The organism is Blastococcus sp. KM273128 (assembly GCF_021698975.1).
In the GTDB taxonomy this organism is placed as follows: domain Bacteria; phylum Actinomycetota; class Actinomycetes; order Mycobacteriales; family Geodermatophilaceae; genus Blastococcus.
Genome location: NZ_SSXA01000081.1, coordinates 1 through 17,892, shown reverse-complemented (window position 1 = coordinate 17,892; position 17,892 = coordinate 1). Strand labels below are relative to the sequence as shown.

Here is a 17,892-nt window from a genome sequence, read left to right as displayed (position 1 = left end):
GCCCGTCGAGTACGAGGACAACCACTACCGTTCGATCGCCGGCCTTACCGAGGACCAACCGGCAGAACCCAGCCTCCACTGAACCCGGGGCGGTTCACTGTAACGAATCTCCGCAAGCTGGAACGGCAACCGAGCGGCCGCGCGGACTGCCTTGACGTAGGAGAGGACGCCGCCGACCACAAGCAACACGGTGAAAACCCACGTCACCGGTTGGCCGGTCAGCCACGTGTGGGCGTGCTCGAGGGCGGGGGTGATGCCGTGCCCGAGAGGGCTGACGATGTTCGCCAAGACCTGCGTGGGCGCATGCGGATCGGTGAATGCGGCGCCGAGGGTCAGCAGTCCGCCGACGGCCACGGCGGACGTCAGCGGCTCCCTCTCCACCTCCCTGGTGAGCGCCGTCGGGACCAGGCCGATCACCGCGGTAGCAAGCGCCAACATGAGGTCCCCCCGTTAGTCACCGATGGTGTGCGCATGCTGGCACGCGGGGGCGACAGCTTCCGGAGATCGGAGCTCGCGCACCGCCAGCCGGATCATCGAGGTCGACGCTGCCCCCTAAAGAAGCGGCGGCGGCCGGTCGCTTCACTGCACCACGATCAGGCGTGACCGAAAAGGCCGGGAGGCGTTCACTCCAGCACTAAGGCGCATAGGCGCAGTACTCTTCATTTCGTCTTATTTTGCATCCGCAATCCAGTCACTGGGGATGAGCTTGACGCCCCCTCGCCACTTGTGCCGTACCGCGTCCTTGGAACCACTGCTCGGGCAGGTCGGCGTGGTCGCAGACGATGATTTGGAAGCGCGGAGCCAGTTCTTCTACTACGTCTCGCATCAGCTCGAACATCGCCCGGACCGCGACCCTGTCGGCGTCGTTTCCCGGCTCTCCACTCTCGTTGTCAGCGTCCGATGGGTAGTGCGCCTGGGTGGGCTGGTCGAGCATCAAGAGGCGCGGGACGGGCCGGTTCTGCAGGGTGAAGAAGCGGTGCAGGGCGAGATGGGCGGTGAGGTGGTAGCCGATCCAGTTGGCCGCGCTACCGATGCGAAATAGTGGCGTAGGGCCAGTCGGTGTGTCGGTGACGACAGTCAGCCGGGCGAGGTCGAGGCGGACGCTGTCACCGCTGTGCTCTAGGTTGAGAAGTGTCGCGTAGGCGCTCATGTCGCGACCGATCGTGAACAGGCGCGAGGTGAGCTGCTCACGGTCGTTGTCGCCGTCAAGATCTTCTTCAAGCGCCGCGATCGTCTCCCCGACCTGCTGGATGCGCTGGCGCAGCACGTCGAGATGGACGTCGTCGGTAAGCGCAGCGCGGCTGAGGAACGCATCGATGCGTCCCCGAGTGAAGTCGCGCTGACTCGCGTCGGCACCGTCGGCGACGTCGGCGGCGCGCTCAAGACTCGACACCGCAGACTGCCTAACCCGAAGCTCACCGCGGAGGCGCTCGGCCTCTTGGTCTAACTCGGCAAGGGCTCGGCGGCGTGTTGGGCGGGCGCCCGTCAGCGCACCAACTTCCGTCCGGAGCGCCTCCAGCCCGGTGCGCAATGCTTCTGCTGTGGGGTCTGGCTCTGCGAGCTCTTGTCCGCACGCGGGACAAGCCTCGTCCTCCAGTGCCGGGCGGAGGCCATCATTGCGGTGAGCATCACCGTCAACGCCGGCCGTTCCCGTGGCGGCTAGGAGCTCCACGGCGGCTAGCCGCTCGACCTGCTGCTCGAGAGCACCAGCGAAGCCGCCGGCCGCCTGCGACTCGCTGAGGAGCAGTGCCCGGTCGTCGAGGACTCGGCGCAAGCGTGCCCGCAGTTCGTCACGTTCAGCGACCAGGGCGATCCGCTCATCCTGGGCCACCGTATCGAGCAGCGGCTGGGAAGTCTGCTGCGCCGTGCGGGCTGCGTGCAGTAAGCGGATGACCTCGCCACGGTCAGCGGTCGCGATGTTGTCGGCGGCGGCTCCTGCCACGGCATCCGATATCAGGCCGACGGCGCGGGCCTCGGTGAACATCCCCTGAAGTTCGACGTCGATAGTGGCTGCCGCGGCTTCGGCGCGCTCCAGCTCGTTACTCAGGCGTGTCAGGGTCCGCTTTGCGTCGCGCAGTTGGGCCCTCTTCAACGCGTCGTCGCGGTCGACTGCACCTAGGAAGTACGGGATGGTGTCACGCAAGGCCTGGTCAATGCCCTGCTCACCTTGGCGGTGGAACAGCGTCGTGGAGCTGGCGACTTCGTTCTGACCCTGCAAGCACAGCAGCGCAGCGTGGCTGAGATTGGCTTCCAGTGGCTGCCGCAGGGACCCGGGACCTGGCTCGGTAACGTTCTCTTCGATACCGATATGACGACCAAGCTGCTCACGCAGGGCGCGAGTATCGATATTTGCCCGCAGCTCCTCCAGCGGCGGTGGCGTCAAGTCGGCACCGAACTCGAGCATGGCCAGAGTCGTGCTGGCCTTGCCCTTCGCCGGCGCGGGTCTAGCGACGAATGCACGCCCGTCGTCGAGCTGCCACAGTGCCGAGTACCAGACGACGGTGTCCGATATCGGGCCGACCGGGACGAGAACCTGCGACCGACCCAGGCAGTACTCGACGATGGTGAGCAGGGCGCTCTTCCCTGTCTGTGATTCGCCGGTGACGATGTTGAGGGCGCCGGGCACGAAATCGACGGTGCGCGTTCGGCCGTCGGCGTTGTAGATGGTGATCGCCAGGAGTTGCACGGCGGTTAGGGTGTCACGCCCAGCAGAACGAACGCGGTAGCCGGTTGGTCGATCTTGGTGAGCCACTTGCCCACGAAGCCAGCCCTGCTGATGAGTTCGCCGGTTTCGGTGCCGCGCGCGGACCGGACGTTGACATTGCCGGAGACGCGGCCGAGGTCGTCGACGGTCAGCACCGAGTGCGCCAGCCCGAACCGGATCCCTTCGCGGACCACGCCGGCTAGCGCGTGCGATCGACGCGAGAAGCCCGCGTGCTCAACGGGGTGAGCCGCTAGCCAGTTAGCCAGGTGCGTCCTGGTGTCGCGCGGCAGCGCGTCGCGGGTTCCGCGATGGAGCACCATCGGAGCGATCAGGTAAGCCAGCGGCCACGGCATCGGCCCGCCTTCAGCCCGTTCGTACTCGCTCGCGGCCGCGGCAGTCACGAGTGCGAGCAGCGCCGGGTTTAGCATCGCGGCCTGCGCCGGTGAGCGCTCCCGCCAAGTGGTCACGGAAAGTCATCCTGCCATGGTGGGGTGTCGTCGCGAATTCGTTCGCAGGCCCTAGAATCTGCCGTCACGACCGTGCCTCGATCAGGCGGTCGCGACCACTGCTTGCAGGCGTGTGGCGAAGTCCGGATGCCAGCCGATCCCGGCTTGCCCAGACCGGTTCGCGAGCTCATGGCGCTTGCCTCGAGCGAAGAACGGGTCGTCGTAGTGCTTGCGTATTGTCACCGAAGTGGAGTCAAGCAGCTCCCTCAGTAGCCGTTTCCCGGCTGCAACTTTCGTGGCCTCGCCAATGGTGGTGGGGTCGTACTCGCCGACGCCTCCTGTCACATCGTCGAGCATGTCGGTGAACGCGCGAGCCCATTCGTCACGCAAGTTCTCCTCGAACCGGCGCAGCTCATGGAGCTCGAGCAGACTGTCGTCCAGCCACTGAGTCTCCTGCGTAATGGCGCGGTGGTAGTCAATGACCGCGCGGCGCAGGTTGTCCCGCGGGTAAGACACCAAGTTCATCTGGCCGACGAAGCGCGCATCGTCGTACTGCGCGATGTCCGCCTCAGCGACGTCCTCGCGCTCGATCGTCGTCCATAGGCTGTCGGACCCAAAGCCGTTACGAAGGTCCTGGAGAAACGCTTGGAGCTGTCCAACCTCGAGGGCGCCTCGGCGGCCGGCCAGCATGTCGACGGCCACTCTGTCCCACCAGCGGCGAACCTCGGCCACGAACCGACTTTGCGCCTGCTCGCCCTGTGGTAGGACCAGCGTCAGCGCCAAGCGCACAGCAGCGTCGATGTCTTGCGGTTGGGTGGCGCCGTCCAGTACCCGGACCTTGGCTAGCAGGTGCATCCTGGCGGCCGGTGAGAGGTCGCGGAACTTTGCGCGGGCCGCTTCGGTTCCTTGAGCTTTCGAGTCCTCGGCGGCCTGCTCCAGGAGCTTGACTGCACCGGGCACGTCGCGGGTGGCGGCGTCGGGGCGCAACAAGTACGCGGCGGTGCCTGGTTGTGCGATCGAGGTGGTAACCAGAGCTAGGTCGGCGCCGTTGGGGTCTGGGGCATCTGCGCGGGCCATCCAGTTCCCGAGCGTCTTCCAAACGTCGGTGTCCTTGTCACCGAGGCCGGCGGTGGCCTTCCTGTGCAGTTTCGCTTGGAGCAGCTCTGTAGCGCTGCCGGATGCGTCTTCCCAGGCAATGTCGTCGTGCATTTCCACGGTGATCGCCTGGTCCGGCCGGTGCGGCGCCTGTCGTAGCAGCTCGAGCAGTGCCCAGGACGTCTGGTACAGATACCCAGAGGCAGAGGCCGCCGCGCTGTGATCACCCCATGGCATCTGCGCAGCCTCCCCTTCCGGCGCCGAGTCGTTCTGGGTCGTTCCCTGGAGGCGAGCGTAGGTGTGCTCGCTCGCGATCGCGGCCCGGGTCCCTATCCCCATATCGGCACGGTTGAGGGAGATTTGTGCGTCGAGGCGCCGTGTCCGCCACACCGACTGAGCGAACGAGCTAGCGGACTCGAGGACTACAAGATCAGGAAGGGACACACCTTATGCACCTCGGGCTCGCCGATTCGTGGTGACGGGTTACTGGAGACTCGTCCGGAGGCTTAACGGCATGGGAACCAGCGGCAGCCCCGAGTACCGAGCCCAACGGCGGGAGCGCGAGCGGCAACGGCGTCAGCAAGCCCAGCGGACGACCCGGGAGGCAGACTCGAAGCTGGCCGCAGCGGACCTGCACGGTCCGGAGCGGAGGATCGCGGCGACGGCGTGTGGCTGGTGCCGTGGACCCGTCACTCCCGGAAGTCGAGGGCCTATCCCGAAGTGGTGCTCGGCCACCTGCCGGCACGGGGCGTGGGAGCAGGCCAGAGCCGCTGCCTCTGGTCTATCCGCGGTGGAGCTCGTCGAGCGGCGCGTCGAAGTCCTGGTGCCTCTCGCGCCCACCCGCCGCGACTGGCCCGGGTTGCTCGGCGAGCTCGCCGGCCAACTGAACGACGGGCGGGTCTACGACCGGGACCTGCCCGCCCTGGCGCGGGCTCTCCAGCCCTTACTGGAGAGTTACAGGAGACGCGCCCACCTCACCGGCGCTCCCCGCTTGCGCTGACTGATGCTGCAGCAGCTCTGCAGTAACGAGGGGCACGTGCTCGCGCCTCAGGTCGGCAGCGGTCACCGCTCGGTGCGCGCGCCACAGGAGAGGCACAGGAGATGTTCGGGAGGCCGTTCCCCCACCGTCGTGCAGCAGCCTTCAAGCAGCGACGCCACTGATCCGGGAGATGTCGACATGGGTGATCCGCAGCCGCTCCGCGACGTCATGGCGGCCGGACGGCTTCTCCTCACGCCCGAGGAGGCGGCAGAAGTCCTCCGCGTCGGCCGCACGACGGTGTACGCGCTCATGAAGAGCGGGGAGCTGCGTCCCGTGCACATCGGCCGCAGCTGCCGGCTATCGCAGGCAGAGCTCCAGCGTTACGTCCGTCGTCTTGAGGCTTCCCCGTCCCGTCCACATCCTTCGCCGGACGCCGCATGAATCCACAGCGCGCCTGCCTCTCCCCCAAGGGCTCCGCGACGCTGATCCTCCTGAAGAGCGCGGAGGGATAGCCGATGGCGGGACGCGCGTCGAACGGCGAGTCGACGATCTACAAGGGCGCCGACGGGCGCTGGCACGGCTACGTCTCCGTCGGGTTCACGCTCGCCGGCAAGCTCGACCGCCGGCACGTCAGCAGCAAGAGCCGGGGCGTGGTGGTCACGAAGGTCCGCGAGCTCGAGCGCAAGCGCGACTCCGGGATGATCACAGAGACGTCTACTCCCACCGTCGCCGAGTGGCTCGAGCACTGGCTGACCACCATCGCCCCGCGCCGGGTGCGACAGCGGACGCTGGAGAGCTACGAGTCGGCCGTCCGCAAGCACCTGATCCCCGGCATCGGCCGGCACCGCCTCGGCCGGCTGCGGCCCGAGAACCTCGACCAGCTCTACACCGCGCTCCTCGATGCCGGCTACTCCCCCGCCACCGTGCTGCGCCATCACCGCATCCTGTCGCGGGCGCTCACCGTCGCCGTCCAGCGCGGACACGTCCCCCGCAACGTCGCCGCCCTCGTCGACCCGCCGGCCCAGCGCCCGAGCGACATCGCCACCGCCCTCGACCTCGGGGAGGCCCGCGCCGTCCTCGAAGCCGCGGCTCATGTGCGCAACTCCGCCCGCTGGACCGTCGCCCTCGCGCTCGGCCTACGGCAGTCCGAGGCCCTCGCGCTGCAGTGGAAGGACGTCGACCTGCTCAATAACACCCTCAGGGTCCGGCGGAGCATCCACCGCGTCCGGGGCGGCGGACTCATCTACGAAGGGCCCAAGACCCGGCGCAGCCAGCGCACCCTGGCACTCCCGCTGCCGCTCGTCGCTGCCCTGCACGAGCACAGGGCCCGCCAGCTCGGCGAGCGGATGCTGGCCGGCTCCGAGTGGCACGACGAGGACCTGGTCTTCGCCCAGCCGAACGGCCGGCCGATCGACAAGAAGACCGACCACGACGACTGGACCCGGCTGCTCAAGGCGGCCGGCGTCCGGCACGTCCGGCTGCACGACGGCCGGCACACGGCCGCCACCCTCCTGCTGAGCGAGAACGTGCACCCACGCGTGGTCATGGAGCTGCTCGGCCACAGCCAGATGCGCACCACCATGGACATCTACAGCCACGTCATGCCGGCCCTCGCCCGCGAGGCTGCCGACCGGATGGGCGCCCTGCTGCTGCCAGGTGAGGGTGGGCGAACTGCAACCACAACTGCAACCAGAGACGACTCAGGCCGCTCCCCGGAAGGGGAACGGCCTGGTCATCGGGGTGGAGCTGAGGGGACTCGAACCCCTGACCCCCACACTGCCAGGGCGGCTGAGGGGGGTCCGGGGCGGTACGCCAGAGTTCATTTGCGCAGGTCGGAAGGCTGCGTCGTCGTCTGCGCACCTCCGCGGACGACCCTGAACGCCATCGTTAGGCCACCATGGTGGCACCACAGGGCAGCCGCCTCACCTGACCAACGCGACCGCCTGAACGTCGATGACCAGATGGGTCGCCCCCCAGGGCCGGTGATGGTGTGCTTCTGGCACGAAGCGCCCGTATCTGGTCATACTTCTGACTATGACAACTTTGTCGCTGGCGGACGCCAAGACGCACCTGTCGGCCCTGGTGGCCCGGGTCAGCGGCCAGCATGAGCGGGTCTACGTGACGGTCCACGGCAAGCCGTCGGCCGTCCTGGTGGCGACGGATGACCTCGAGTCGCTGGAGGAGACGATCGAGATCCTGGCCGATGCCGACACGATGCGGCGGCTGCACGCCTCGGATGCCGAGCTGGCCAGTGGCGAAGTCGAGACGCGCGAGGAGCTAGACGCGGCCATGCGTCGGCGTCTCGGCTCCGGTTCGTGACCGAGGAGCCGGCGGACTACGACCTGGCGATCACGCCGACCGCCCGCCGCCAGCTCACCGAGAACCTGCCCGAGGCCGTCGCCGCGGCCGCCTACGAGTTCATCACCGGCCCGCTGCTGGACAACCCGCATCGGGTCGGCAAGCGGCTTCGTCCCCCGTTGGAGGACCGGCACAGCGCGCGCCGCGGCACCTACCGGGTCATCTACCGCATCGACGAGGACATCCACACGGTGACCGTCGTGGATGTTGCCCATCGCCGAACTGCGTATCGCTCCGGCCATTGAGGTCGCGTCCCGTGACGTGGTGCCACTGCCACCTGATGCTCTGTGGTGGTCGGCGACTATGCCGCCTGCAGGGCGGACCTGTCGACCTCCGGGTGGGACTCGGTGCGTCGGGGCTCGAGGGCGGTGGGCTGCGACGGTGTGAGCAGGGCCATGGAGGCTTCGGAGAGGTAGCGGCGGTCGTCGATCTGCCACTCGTCGTGGCCTCGATGAGCACGCAGGAGGCGAGTCGGAGCAGGGAGGCGTCGTCGGGGAAGGTGCCGACGACGTCGGTGCGCCGCTTGACCTCCTTGTTCAGTCGCTCCAGCGGATTGGTCGTCCAGATCTTGTGCCAGTGGGCGACCGGGAAGTCGACGAAGGCGATGAACAACTGGGACACTCGCGGATGACACATAGGTCGCTGACTTCTTCGGATCACCGCCTACCCGGTCCTCCGGGCCAAGTCCGGTCGCCGCTGGCGGACGGCACGACGGCGGCGTACCGCACCAGGAGGATCTGCGGCAACCACGGCCGCCGTACGCGGAGGCCAACTACGTCAGGGCGCCGTTGGGCACGCGGAGCAGGACCGCCGGGTGCGGATCTCAGGGTGGCGCGGGACCACACCCGTCAGCGGACTACGGGAACACACTGCTTCAACGGCCTCTTGACGGTGGTCCGATGCGAGCAAGAGGGACCTCGAGGGCGTGGACGGATCGAAGAGAGACCCACCTCGCATCCAGCGGGCGACGTGCTTAGAGGGCGGAGTCGACGTCGACACCTCGCTCCCGAAGCCAGCCCATGGGATCCACGCGGCTGCCCTCCAGCCCGCCCTCGTACACCTCGAAGTGCAGATGTGGGCCGGTGGACTGTCCTCGGCTGCCGACCAGCGCGATGGTCTCGCCGGCGTCGACGTACTGCCCCGCCTCGACCAGGACCTTCTCCATGTGGCCGTAGACGGTGACGTCTCCGTTGTCATGAAGGATGTAGACCGCCAAACCGAAGCCACTGGCTGACCCAGCCCTGAGGACGACACCGTCCGCCGCCGCATACTCCGGGGTCAGCATGGGGGCGGCAAGGTCCAAGCCCTGGTGAGTAGTGCCCCAGCGGGGCCCGAAGCTGCTGGTCAGCCTGGCCCCGTCGATGGGGAACACGGTCTTCGGCCGGGCCGCCTCGATCGCGGCGGCCTCCGCCTCGGCACGGGCCGCGCGCGAGGCAGCCACCTCTTGCAGTCGCACCTGGGCCTCGGCCACGGTGACCGACGCCTGCGGCATGACCTCGAGATCGTCGTCCTCGCCCAGGAGCGCCTGCTGGGCCTCGAGTACCGACGTCGCCTCGGCCGAAGCCGCCGGCGCGTCGGTCAGATCGAGACCCGCCGCGCCGATCCCTCCGGCGACCAGGGCCGCCAGGAGGAGCGCCGGCCGGCGGGTCGCACCTGCTGAGGTGTACCGGCGCCGGGGCTCGCCGTGACGGGCGGGCGGAGAAACCGCAACCAGAAGGCCGGTCGGGGCCTCCCGGCCTAAGCGATTATTCATGCATCTGCCCGTCTGTCTGCGCACCGCCGAAGGGGAGCTCGGCTCCGTAATACAAGCAGCCCGTGACTCTCTCGTGACCCTCTGTCGGGCGCGTCGGCCCTCGACACGCCGCGCGAACTGCCTCACAGTTCTCACCAGTCACGGCTGCGATTTTCACTGATGTGATTCCAGGGCCGGGCACCACTCGAGTTCCCGCACCCCTCACGACCACGATGGCCCCTGCTACATCGCCGACCGGGTCGCCTGGCCCAGCAGCATGGTGGACCGGACCACCATCGAGGCGTTCTCGCAGTAGGTGGTCAAGGACGACTTCGGCAACGGCCGCCCACCACTGGACCAGGTCGGTGTCTGCTTCGTGCCCGACGTTCCCCGCTACGAGCTCAGGAAGATTCGGCTGCTCAACACCAGCCACTGCTCGCTGGTGCGCCTGGGCCCGCTGGCCTGGTGAACGAGCATCGACCGCGTGATGGCCGCCGCGCGTGTTCGCCTGCTACGTCGGACAGCTGGCGGACGACGAGGTGACGCCGCTCCTGCCGCGCGGCGGCACTTACCTTCCCGAGTACAGGCGCACATCCAGCCATCGCCGACCATATCTGCCGGCTCTGAACGAGGCCTCGACGAAGGAGTCACACCGCCTCTTGCCGACGCACCGCCGGGCAGTCGCCGCAACCGGCCGCACCCGCTGCTGACTTCGACGTCGCGGCCTGATCCGGTTACCTGCGTGTCACCAACCCCCACCCCCCACCACCTCGGCGCGCCCGCGCACGAGTCGTCACCAAGGTCCCCGACCGCGGATCTGGAGTCCCGGCGCCCACAGCTGCCCGACCAATAATCGCCGGACTCAGCCATGACGAGATCGACGACGTCCTCGAGGACCGTCCCGTCCCCGCAAGAGCCAGGCGAGGTCCTCCACAGGTACACCGCCACGCCCACAAGCGCACCGGGCCGATCACACCCCGCACTGCCGGGCGGGTCAGCGGCGAGTCACGCTGCCTCTCGGCCGGAGGGGGAACCCGGATCCGTTGGCGGCTTCCCAGCGGCGTCCGAGCGGGCGAGCCGCTCCTGCGCTGCCTCACCGCGCCAGGCCGTCACGGCGAACAACAGTGCACCGATGACGATCGCGGTGTCGGCGAGGTTGAACGTAGGCCACCAGCCGGTGTGCAGATAGTCGGTGACGACGCCGTCCGTAGCCCGATCGGCGAGGTTGGCCACCGCGCCGCCCAAGATGAGGGCCAGCGCGGCCAGCTGGGCTCGGCCGCCGTGACGAGCCGCGCGCCAGGCGATCACCGCCACCCCCGCAGTGATCACAGCCGTGACGGCAATGATCAGCCAGGCCGGAGCCTCGGCGCCGACGGAGAACGCCACACCGGGGTTGTAGCCCAGCCGCAGATCCACCGGCCCGAGGTCCACCCCGGTCGCCGACAGTTGCTCCTGCGCCCAGGCCTTCGCGGTGAGGTCCACCGCCGCAACTCCTGCCGCGACGGCCGCCACCCACAGTCGTCGACGGACCGGCCGGACCCGCCCCGGGCCGGAGCCCCCGGCGCCGGTCACCAGACGACGCCGGTCAACTCGACGGATGCCGGCGATATCGGTGCCCACCGCGCCCATCGCGGGCCCCAGGATGGGGTGTCGTTGACGCCGTCACCGACCATCGCGGTGCGCCGCTGACCACGCACCTCTGCGCCCCGGCATGCCTTGTTCTCCGGGGGCAGCTCGGCGTGCGCGTGTTCGATGCCCGACTTCCGTGCCCGGGTCATGGCGGTGGCGGTGGCGGTGTTGTCGCCGGTCAGCATGGCCGCGGTGTACGCATCGCGGCGGAGCTGGGCGACGACCTCCGCCGCCTCCGGGCGCAGCTCGCCGCGCCCGCCGAGCTGCCCGTCGACCTCGATCAGCACTGCGGTGGCGCCGGCGTGCTGCATCCGCCGCACGTCACCGGCCCGCTCCTCGGCCCCGATCCAGCCCGGACTGCCAGTCGCGCCGGGCGGCCGCCCACCCCGGGTCCGACGGCGGCCTCGACGCTGTCGGCCGGTGTGACGCCGGAAACCGTGGCCAGGACGCCCGGGCGAGGGGATGCTCGCTGTGAGCCTGCAGCGCCGCGGAGACGTCCAGCACCTGCTCTCGGGTCACCCCCAGACGGTAGCGACCTCCGGCACAACTAGCCGGTTGCGGGTCAGCGTGCCGGTCTGTTGATCGAGTGTCAGCCTCACCGAACTGCGCGGTGGCAGAACCTATGATCACCGCGCCAACCCTTGTGACCGTGTCAGCCAGGCCGGCCACGAGCAGCCGTTCTGCGACGGCATCAGCCGCCTCTTCAGCGTCCTCGCAAGCTACTGATCTTCGCCGCCTCGATGCTGGGCACAGTCGTCCCGACGCCACGCCGATTCGCTCGCCTCGCGCTGAGCAAGCCGACGCCAACGTACGTTGAAGCGGCTACCGGACCTCGCAGCGGTTCGGGGTGGCCGCCAGTCGAAGCCAGTCGCTCGACGGTCGCAGCCTCACCGCCGCTCGACGTTCGACCCGGTTGCGCGCTTCGCTCGACCCGCAGCATCCGGCGGAGCCACGACGACGAGGAACCATGCCCAGAAGCGATCTCTCACCACGCCTGCCCTTGCTTCTCCCCACGGGCGGGATTGGCCGCCGCGGGGCACCGGCCCCCCCGACGTCTGAGCTCCCCAGTCGGGTGCGGCGCCGGCGCGGCCCACGGGCGCTGGCGACGGCGTGGCTGGGCCGCCTGGTGGAGCGGCGGATCCGCAGCAGCGACCTCGACCTCTCCGAGCTCACCATCCTTCCGGAAGGTGCGCGGCTGCCGCTGTTGCGCACCGGTACGGATCCGGTCGCCGAACTCGCCGAGTTACGCACGCGCTGCCCGGTGCAGCGGCTCGACCTGCCCTTCGGCTTCGCCGTCCATCTCGTCACCGGCTACGAGGAGGCCCGCGCCGTCCTCGCCGACGGCGACTCCTACAGCAACGACATGCGGCATCTGTTCCGCGACGCCGGCCCCGACTCCACCGCGGACGTGGGCGGGCTGGGCTTCACCGATCCACCGGTGCACACCCGGCTACGCAAGCTCGTGGCCCCGGAGTTCACCCGGGCCCGGCTGGCGAAGCTCGAGCCGATGATCGAGACGATCGTGGCCCGCCGGCTCGATGAGCTCGTTGCCGCCGGATCGCCGGCGGACCTGGCCGCGCACGTCTCGTCCCGTGTACCCATGGACGTAATCTGCGAGCTCCTCGGCCTCGACGACGCCGACCACGAGGCCTTCGTCCGGCTGGGGACCCAGCGCTTCGACGCCACCGGCGGCACCGCCGCCTCGCTGGGCGCGATCTCCGAGCAGAAGCGGATGCTGCTCGGCGTGGTGGCCCGCCAGCGCCGGGAACCCGGCTCCGGGCTGATCGGGCGCATCCTGCGGGCCGAAGGTGAGACCATCTCCGACAACGATCTCGCCGGCGTGGTCGACGGAATCATCACCGGCGGCTACGAGACCACCGCCAGCACGATCTCGATGGGCACCGCGGTGCTACTGCGGGATCCCGCGCACGCCGACCTCGTACGCGACGGCTCCCCCGATGAGGTCGATCGCGTGGTGGAGGAACTCCTGCGCTATCTGACGGTCGTCCAGGTGGCGTTCCCCCGCTTCGCCAAGCAGAACCTGGAGCTTTTCGGCTGCCCTGTCCGGAAGGACGACATCGTCGCGGTATCGCTCAGCGGCGCCGACCGCGACCCGGCCTGGGCGGGCCCCCACCCGGATCGCTTCGACCCGACCCGCGCACCCACCGGCGGCGGGCACTTGGCGTTCGGGCACGGGATGCACCGCTGCATCGGGGCCGAGCTCGCCCGTTTGGAACTGCGCATCGTGCTGCCCGCGCTGTTCCGCCGCTTCCCAAATCTGGCCCTCGCCGTCCCCGAAGGCCAGCTCCCCTGGCGTCGGCTCTCCTTCGTCTACGGCGTCGAGAGACTTCCCGTGTCTTTCTGACCACCGGCGGAGCAAACCCGGCCGGCCATGATTCGGGGCAGAAGGGACCGCGGCCGGATCACAGCAGCACGGGCGCTGGCCGCGGCTTGGCGGCCCGCCAGGTGATGTGGTCGGCTTGGTCCTCGCCGCGGCGGCCACAGTCCGCAGCAAGCAGGTCGGCGCCGACACCGGCAGCCTGGGCACGTTCGACCACGCGCTGATCACCGGCGCGTCGACGTTCCGCCCCGGCTGCACGTGATCGCGGCCGCGGAACCCTTTACGTGATCGATGAGGCCGGCATGGCCGACAGCAGCGACCCGGCCCGGCGGTCGAGTGCGTCACCGGAGCCGGTGGGTCGGTTCGACTGTCGGCGATGACCGGCAGCTGGCCGACTTCAACACCGGCGGACGGACACTGACACCCAGCCCCCCGAATCACCCGCGGGGCGAGTCCTCGGCCAACCTGCGAAGGTGTGCGTTGTAGGCCTCGAGGTCGGCGTCGACCCGACGATCGCTCACCTTCGTCAACGTCTCCTCGGAGCGGGTCCACTGGAGGTAGACGATGGCGACAGCGATGATGCTGGGCACTTCCCCGAAGCCCCAGACGATGTTCCCCGCCGCCAGTTGATCGGTCATGACGTCGATGCCCCAGCCCGGCGGCGGGTTCGCAAAGGTCCGGACGACGGGGGTGCTGGCCATCATCAGCGCCACCGCGAAGAAGGCATGCAGTGGTCCGGGCACGACCAGCTCCGCCAGCCGTGCCGGAGGCGACGCCCGGTGCGGCCACGGACCGAGGGCGAAGGCACCGCCGAACGCCAGCAGTCCCGTGCTCAGGAAGAACAGGAGCATGACGACGTTTCCCCACCAGCTGCGCATCAGGAAGTCGAAGACCGGCGTGAAGTACAAGGCGTAGAGGCTGCCCACGAAGATGACGGTCGTGACGACGGGATGGGCGAGGAGTCGCGCCAGCTTGCTGCGCAAGGCTCGAAGCAGCAGCCGCCGCGCCACAGCACCCCAGCCACGGCGCGGTAGGGCACGAATGGCCAGGCTCACCGGGGCGCCCAGCATCAGCAGCATCGCCGAGACCACGGTCAGGGACATTTTTTGGAGCATGTGGATGGAGAACAGCATCATCCCGTAACCCATGACCTGGGTGGCGGTGACCAGCAGAACGGTCACGATCCCGGCCACGAAGGTCACGGTTCGGTGCCATGGCCACCGGAGCCTCCTTCGCCGGAGCGCACGGACGCCCAGCAGGTAGGCGATGAGGGCCACCACCGCCAGCCCCGGCACGACCGACGTCGCGTCGAACTGCGGCGTGAACAGCCGCAGCAGTGTCGGCGGCTCGGTGGGCATGTACATCAGCCCGTCTGCATGTGGTTCCACGGTCATGCCTTCTCAAGAGGACTGGGCACGTCGGTCTGCGCTGGCAGCAGGAGGGCCGTAATCATCGGCCTGGGCAGCTGGTCGGCCGAGGGTGTCGGCTCGCCAGCCCTCGAGTGGTTCGCAGCCCGTTCGGGAGGCATGTGGGGCAACTCGTGGATCGCATCGTCGCCTTCACCGTCCAGGAGCCGCCCGCCAGGCGCGGGAGTGCGAGGGTGGCCTCCTCGTCCCGCGGGCCGTGACTGATCAGCAGGGCAGCTGGCGACGCCGAGGCCGGTACCGAAGCGAGGCGTCGATTCACGCGACACCCTCCCTACCCACCGCGTTCGGCGGCGGTGGCACGCCGCCCAGCCGGCCGGGCACGCAGACGAACCCGGTTCCCTTGCCGACCGTCGCGGCACTTCCGTCGTCCGGGGTCTCGGAGAAGACGTAGGCGACGTCGCACATCGGAGCAATAGGAGTCAGGGCGGTCAGCGCCCGCCGCACGTGCGGTGGAGCGAACGGCACTTCGCGGGTGCCTGGGGTGGTCGTCATCCGTTCCTTGGGAAAGTCCTGCTCGGGCTACTAGCGACACTAGTAGGGAGGGCGCTCAAGATGGGTCGGGGCGTCTGAACGACACCTGGCTCGCTCGGCCACCGAGAAGTCCCGGCCTTGGTGATGCGAGGTCATCGAGCGGCGAAGTCCGTGCTCGCCGTAGCGGCAGTGAACTCGTCCAGACGGACCGAGACGGTCACGGTCCATTCGCCGGATGTCGGGATGGACAGCTCGTCGCCGACGTAGTGGCCCGGACCGCTCGGCACGAGGTCGACCTCGAGCGGGCCGATCTCCTGTGCCGCCTCGGTCAGTGTCACGCGGATCCCCTGTGGCTCGGTGAGCTGTCCGGCCTCGTCGAAGACGTAGACCATGAGCGTGTTGGGCCCGGTGGCGGCTGGGTCGACGGTGATCTGCACCGAACCGGCCGCCGAGGACCCGTCCTCCCCTTGCAGCGGCAGAGTGACGTCGACCGGCTCGGCGACCTGGGACCGGGCCGGCGGGGTGCCCACGAGCACCGCCGACAGGGCCAGGACGACGGCGCCGATGGCGACCTCGCCCAGCACCGAACGCCGGAAGGTTCCTAGGTCCGCCGTCGCCGCCTCCACCGGCCGTCGCGTCGCCACGGTGTGTGGGGCCACCGCGCCCCCGGCCTCGGCGGCGAAGGCATGTGCGGTGACCCGGCTACCACCGGGGCGGTTCCGGGATACTCCCAGGTGTTGCTGCACCCACGCACGGGAGATCCCGGCCGCGGCCAGCAGCAGCAGCACGAGCGCCAACTTGGCGACCAGCAGCCAGCCGTACGTGGTGGTCACCAGCGCGACCGGTGACCCGACCTCGCGGACCGACTGCAGGACGCCGGTGACGACGAGGGCCACGACTGCCCCGAACGCCAAGCGGGAGTACCTGGGCAGCGCGGCGGCCATCGCCACCGGGGGCACGCCGGGTCGCACCACACCGGTCAGCAGTGCGGTCAGGCCGCCGAGCCATACCGCCATCCCCGCGACGTGCACGGCCGTGATGGGCACGGCGAGCGCGGGGAGCGGGCCGGCGACGGGGTGACCGACGGCCGCCGTCGTCAGCACCAGTCCGGCAGCCGGAAGCGCTGCGACGGTGATCAGTGCTGCCGATGGGGGCGTCCCCCGGCGCCAGATCACCGCCAGCGCCGCTGCCAGGAGCAGCGCGCAGAGCGCGCGCATCAGCAGCGTGATGCCGAACGCGGAGGAAGTCGTCGCCGCCAAGAGGGAGTAATCAAGGAGGGAGCCGAGCCCGGTGCCTGCGGCGTAGGGGCCCTGGAGCAGGAACGTCAGCAACCCGCCGAAGACGACCGCGGCCAGGCCGGTCGAGGTGAGCCGGCGCATCAGCGGCACAGCCCAGCCGGTCGGCCAGCAGACCAACAGGAAGACGGGGACGCCCAGTCCCAGCGCCACGCCGGCGAAGCCGAGCCATCGGGCTGTCGGGAGCACGCCCGCCACGACAAGGTCGACGTCCTGCTCGCCAGTGACTGACGACGGCGCCACGAGTTCGCCGTCACCGACCACGAAGGCGTAGGCGCCGGAGATGGGATGGGAGTCCTCCGAAAGGACCCGGTAGGTCACCAGGTAGCTGGCATCCGGCAGGTCACCGCGCAGCGGGATGGTGACGACCGCGCCGTTTACCTCCGCCCTGCCCGCATCCACGCGCTCCCCGCCGGGTGCCAGCACCCGTGCGTAACCGGCGCCGAGCTCCACCGCTTCAGTGAATTCGAGCCTGACCTGGGAGGGTGCGGCGGACAGCCGGGCCCCATCGGCCGGTGTCGTGCTCGCGAGGGTGGCGTGTGCCGATGCCGGCCGAGCCGCGACCACGTCGAGCAGCACACCACCGGTGACCGCACCGACCACCAGCATGACCACGACGAACAGACGCCTCATGCCAACGCCTCCCCCAGGGACGCAGCGAAGTGCCGACGTCGGCGTCCCCGCCAAGCCACCGCCGCCACGAGCCCCACCCCGGCGAACATCAGGACATGCAGGACCGCGCGCTCGACGTGCACCCATCCCCCGTCCAGGTCCGACACGGTGTAAGCCCCCAGGAGCACGCTGAAGCTGGCGAGGAACGGGAGTGCACCCGCCGCCAGCCGCGGTGCGGCGGCCACCGCGAGGAACGCCACTGCCACGGCCAGGTTCCACGCTCCGGTCTCGTGCGCCATGTGCACCGGCGCGCTCATGGCGCCGGCGCCTCGCTGCAGCGCCGGCCAGGCAACCCCGGCCTGCGTCACCCCGATGGCCAGCAGGGCCAGCCGCAGGGCGGTGCCGAGCACTCGGGATCTGACGGCGGCCGCCGTCATCGGCGACGGCGGTAGGGCCGCCAGGATGGCCGCCGCCAGGTCAGGCACTGATGGTGCCGGGGCGATCCGCGCCTGGCGGGTGACCTGCGCGGCCTGGCTGCTCCAGTCAGCACAGGCCACGCAGGTCACGAGGTGGCGATCGAGTTCGGCGACGGGCGTTTCGAGCGACTCACCGTCGAGCCGCGCCGAGATGGCCTCGCGGAAGTCGGCGCACCGCCTGCCTGGATACTCGATGCTCATCGCGCCCTACCTCTCCCTCCCCGATCCCTCGGTAGCGTCAGGAAGCGTTGAACTTCGCCACGTCGATCTTGAAGTCGATGGCGTTGGGTGGACGTAGGGACTGCTGCAGTGTGATCCAGGCCGGGT

The 17,892-nt window shown here is 69.4% G+C and carries 19 protein-coding genes and 1 pseudogene; 8 read left to right on the top strand and 12 right to left on the bottom strand.

The annotated features are described in order from the left end of the window. Positions 1-24 precede the first annotated feature (24 nt). The 4 genes from E9529_RS18260 to E9529_RS18245 form a co-directional block, all read right to left on the bottom strand. Entirely contained in the window at positions 25-417 is a 393-nt protein-coding gene (locus E9529_RS18260) for a hypothetical protein (RefSeq protein ID WP_236832693.1), read from the bottom strand. A gap of 274 nt (positions 418-691) precedes the next feature. Then, positions 692-2,686 carry a DUF3732 domain-containing protein gene (locus tag E9529_RS18255; protein WP_236832692.1) on the bottom strand — a complete coding sequence of 665 codons (1,995 nt, stop codon included), beginning with the start codon at positions 2,684-2,686 and terminating at the stop codon, positions 692-694. Positions 2,687-2,691: 5 nt separating this feature from the next. Beyond that, positions 2,692-3,171 (bottom strand): three component ABC system middle component, encoded by a 480-nt coding sequence (locus E9529_RS18250; RefSeq protein WP_236832691.1) that lies wholly within the window; start codon positions 3,169-3,171, stop codon positions 2,692-2,694. A gap of 81 nt (positions 3,172-3,252) precedes the next feature. After that, entirely contained in the window at positions 3,253-4,635 is a 1,383-nt protein-coding gene (locus E9529_RS18245; RefSeq protein ID WP_236832690.1) for an ABC-three component system protein, read from the bottom strand. A gap of 400 nt (positions 4,636-5,035) precedes the next feature. Here E9529_RS18245 and E9529_RS18240 point away from each other — a divergent pair, with 400 nt between their 5' ends. The 5 genes from E9529_RS18240 to E9529_RS18220 all read left to right on the top strand — a co-directional run bounded on the left by E9529_RS18240 (position 5,036) and on the right by E9529_RS18220 (position 7,827). Then, on the top strand, positions 5,036-5,245 hold the full coding sequence (locus tag E9529_RS18240; protein ID WP_236832689.1) for a hypothetical protein: 210 nt from the start codon (positions 5,036-5,038) through the stop codon (positions 5,243-5,245). Positions 5,246-5,248: 3 nt separating this feature from the next. Continuing rightward, positions 5,249-5,665 carry a helix-turn-helix domain-containing protein gene (locus tag E9529_RS18235; protein WP_236832688.1) on the top strand — a complete coding sequence of 139 codons (417 nt, stop codon included), beginning with the start codon at positions 5,249-5,251 and terminating at the stop codon, positions 5,663-5,665. 74 nt (positions 5,666-5,739) lie between these two features. After that, the gene (locus E9529_RS18230) at positions 5,740-7,332 is read left to right on the top strand and encodes a site-specific integrase (RefSeq protein WP_236832687.1); all 1,593 of its coding nucleotides are present in this window, start codon (positions 5,740-5,742) and stop codon (positions 7,330-7,332) included. Continuing rightward, entirely contained in the window at positions 7,268-7,543 is a 276-nt protein-coding gene (locus tag E9529_RS18225) for a type II toxin-antitoxin system Phd/YefM family antitoxin (protein ID WP_236832686.1), read from the top strand. Before E9529_RS18230 ends, E9529_RS18225 begins: the two co-directional genes overlap by 65 nt. Beyond that, entirely contained in the window at positions 7,540-7,827 is a 288-nt protein-coding gene (locus tag E9529_RS18220) for a type II toxin-antitoxin system RelE/ParE family toxin (protein WP_236832685.1), read from the top strand. Before E9529_RS18225 ends, E9529_RS18220 begins: the two co-directional genes overlap by 4 nt. Positions 7,828-7,883: 56 nt before the next feature. Here E9529_RS18220 and E9529_RS18215 read toward each other — a convergent pair. Both E9529_RS18215 and E9529_RS18210 read right to left on the bottom strand, forming a co-directional pair. After that, a pseudogene (locus E9529_RS18215) lies at positions 7,884-8,209 on the bottom strand (transposase); the annotation flags it as partial. Positions 8,210-8,555: 346 nt separating this feature from the next. Continuing rightward, positions 8,556-9,359 carry a M23 family metallopeptidase gene (locus E9529_RS18210; protein WP_236832684.1) on the bottom strand — a complete coding sequence of 268 codons (804 nt, stop codon included), beginning with the start codon at positions 9,357-9,359 and terminating at the stop codon, positions 8,556-8,558. A gap of 271 nt (positions 9,360-9,630) precedes the next feature. Between E9529_RS18210 and E9529_RS18205 the strand changes: the two genes are divergently transcribed. Next, positions 9,631-9,783 (top strand): hypothetical protein, encoded by a 153-nt coding sequence (locus tag E9529_RS18205; protein WP_236832683.1) that lies wholly within the window; start codon positions 9,631-9,633, stop codon positions 9,781-9,783. Positions 9,784-10,319: 536 nt separating this feature from the next. Here the strand turns inward: E9529_RS18205 and E9529_RS18200 are convergent. Further along, positions 10,320-10,796: a signal peptidase II gene (locus tag E9529_RS18200; RefSeq protein WP_236832682.1), complete on the bottom strand. Its 477-nt coding sequence runs from the start codon at positions 10,794-10,796 to the stop codon at positions 10,320-10,322. An 86-nt stretch (positions 10,797-10,882) separates the two neighbouring features. Then, positions 10,883-11,254: an HAD family hydrolase gene (locus E9529_RS18195; RefSeq protein ID WP_374201375.1), complete on the bottom strand. Its 372-nt coding sequence runs from the start codon at positions 11,252-11,254 to the stop codon at positions 10,883-10,885. 536 nt (positions 11,255-11,790) lie between these two features. Here E9529_RS18195 and E9529_RS18190 point away from each other — a divergent pair. Both E9529_RS18190 and E9529_RS22195 read left to right on the top strand, forming a co-directional pair. Next, the gene (locus E9529_RS18190) at positions 11,791-13,308 is read left to right on the top strand and encodes a cytochrome P450 (protein WP_236832681.1); all 1,518 of its coding nucleotides are present in this window, start codon (positions 11,791-11,793) and stop codon (positions 13,306-13,308) included. Positions 13,309-13,414: 106 nt separating this feature from the next. Next, on the top strand, positions 13,415-13,546 hold the full coding sequence (locus tag E9529_RS22195; RefSeq protein WP_255709449.1) for a hypothetical protein: 132 nt from the start codon (positions 13,415-13,417) through the stop codon (positions 13,544-13,546). 175 nt (positions 13,547-13,721) lie between these two features. On the opposite strand, the gene E9529_RS18185 is transcribed toward E9529_RS22195, so the two are convergent. The 4 genes from E9529_RS18185 to E9529_RS18170 form a co-directional block, all read right to left on the bottom strand. Beyond that, complete coding sequence (locus tag E9529_RS18185) at positions 13,722-14,642, bottom strand: cytochrome c oxidase assembly protein (protein ID WP_236832680.1); 921 nt, start codon at positions 14,640-14,642, stop codon at positions 13,722-13,724. A 324-nt stretch (positions 14,643-14,966) separates the two neighbouring features. Next, positions 14,967-15,203, bottom strand: a complete 237-nt coding sequence (locus E9529_RS18180; RefSeq protein ID WP_236832679.1) for a hypothetical protein — start codon at positions 15,201-15,203, stop codon at positions 14,967-14,969. Positions 15,204-15,334: 131 nt separating this feature from the next. Further along, on the bottom strand, positions 15,335-17,110 hold the full coding sequence (locus E9529_RS18175) for a FixH family protein (RefSeq protein ID WP_236832678.1): 1,776 nt from the start codon (positions 17,108-17,110) through the stop codon (positions 15,335-15,337). Then, positions 17,107-17,766 (bottom strand): zf-HC2 domain-containing protein, encoded by a 660-nt coding sequence (locus E9529_RS18170; RefSeq protein WP_236832677.1) that lies wholly within the window; start codon positions 17,764-17,766, stop codon positions 17,107-17,109. The genes E9529_RS18175 and E9529_RS18170 overlap by 4 nt, the downstream gene beginning before the upstream one ends. Positions 17,767-17,892: the final 126 nt, after the last annotated feature.

What these genes read in the sequence shown, in the direction of transcription:
- E9529_RS18230 (WP_236832687.1), top strand. Translation starts at nt 5,740, where the DNA reads ATGGCGGGACGCGCGTCGAACGGCGAGTCGACGATCTACAAGGGCGCC.
- E9529_RS18175 (WP_236832678.1), bottom strand. Translation starts at nt 17,110, where the DNA reads ATGAGGCGTCTGTTCGTCGTGGTCATGCTGGTGGTCGGTGCGGTCACC.
- E9529_RS18195 (WP_374201375.1), bottom strand. Translation starts at nt 11,254, where the DNA reads ATGCAGCACGCCGGCGCCACCGCAGTGCTGATCGAGGTCGACGGGCAG.
- E9529_RS18235 (WP_236832688.1), top strand. Translation starts at nt 5,249, where the DNA reads ATGCTGCAGCAGCTCTGCAGTAACGAGGGGCACGTGCTCGCGCCTCAG.
- E9529_RS18170 (WP_236832677.1), bottom strand. Translation starts at nt 17,766, where the DNA reads ATGAGCATCGAGTATCCAGGCAGGCGGTGCGCCGACTTCCGCGAGGCC.
- E9529_RS18185 (WP_236832680.1), bottom strand. Translation starts at nt 14,642, where the DNA reads ATGCCCACCGAGCCGCCGACACTGCTGCGGCTGTTCACGCCGCAGTTC.
- E9529_RS18180 (WP_236832679.1), bottom strand. Translation starts at nt 15,203, where the DNA reads ATGACGACCACCCCAGGCACCCGCGAAGTGCCGTTCGCTCCACCGCAC.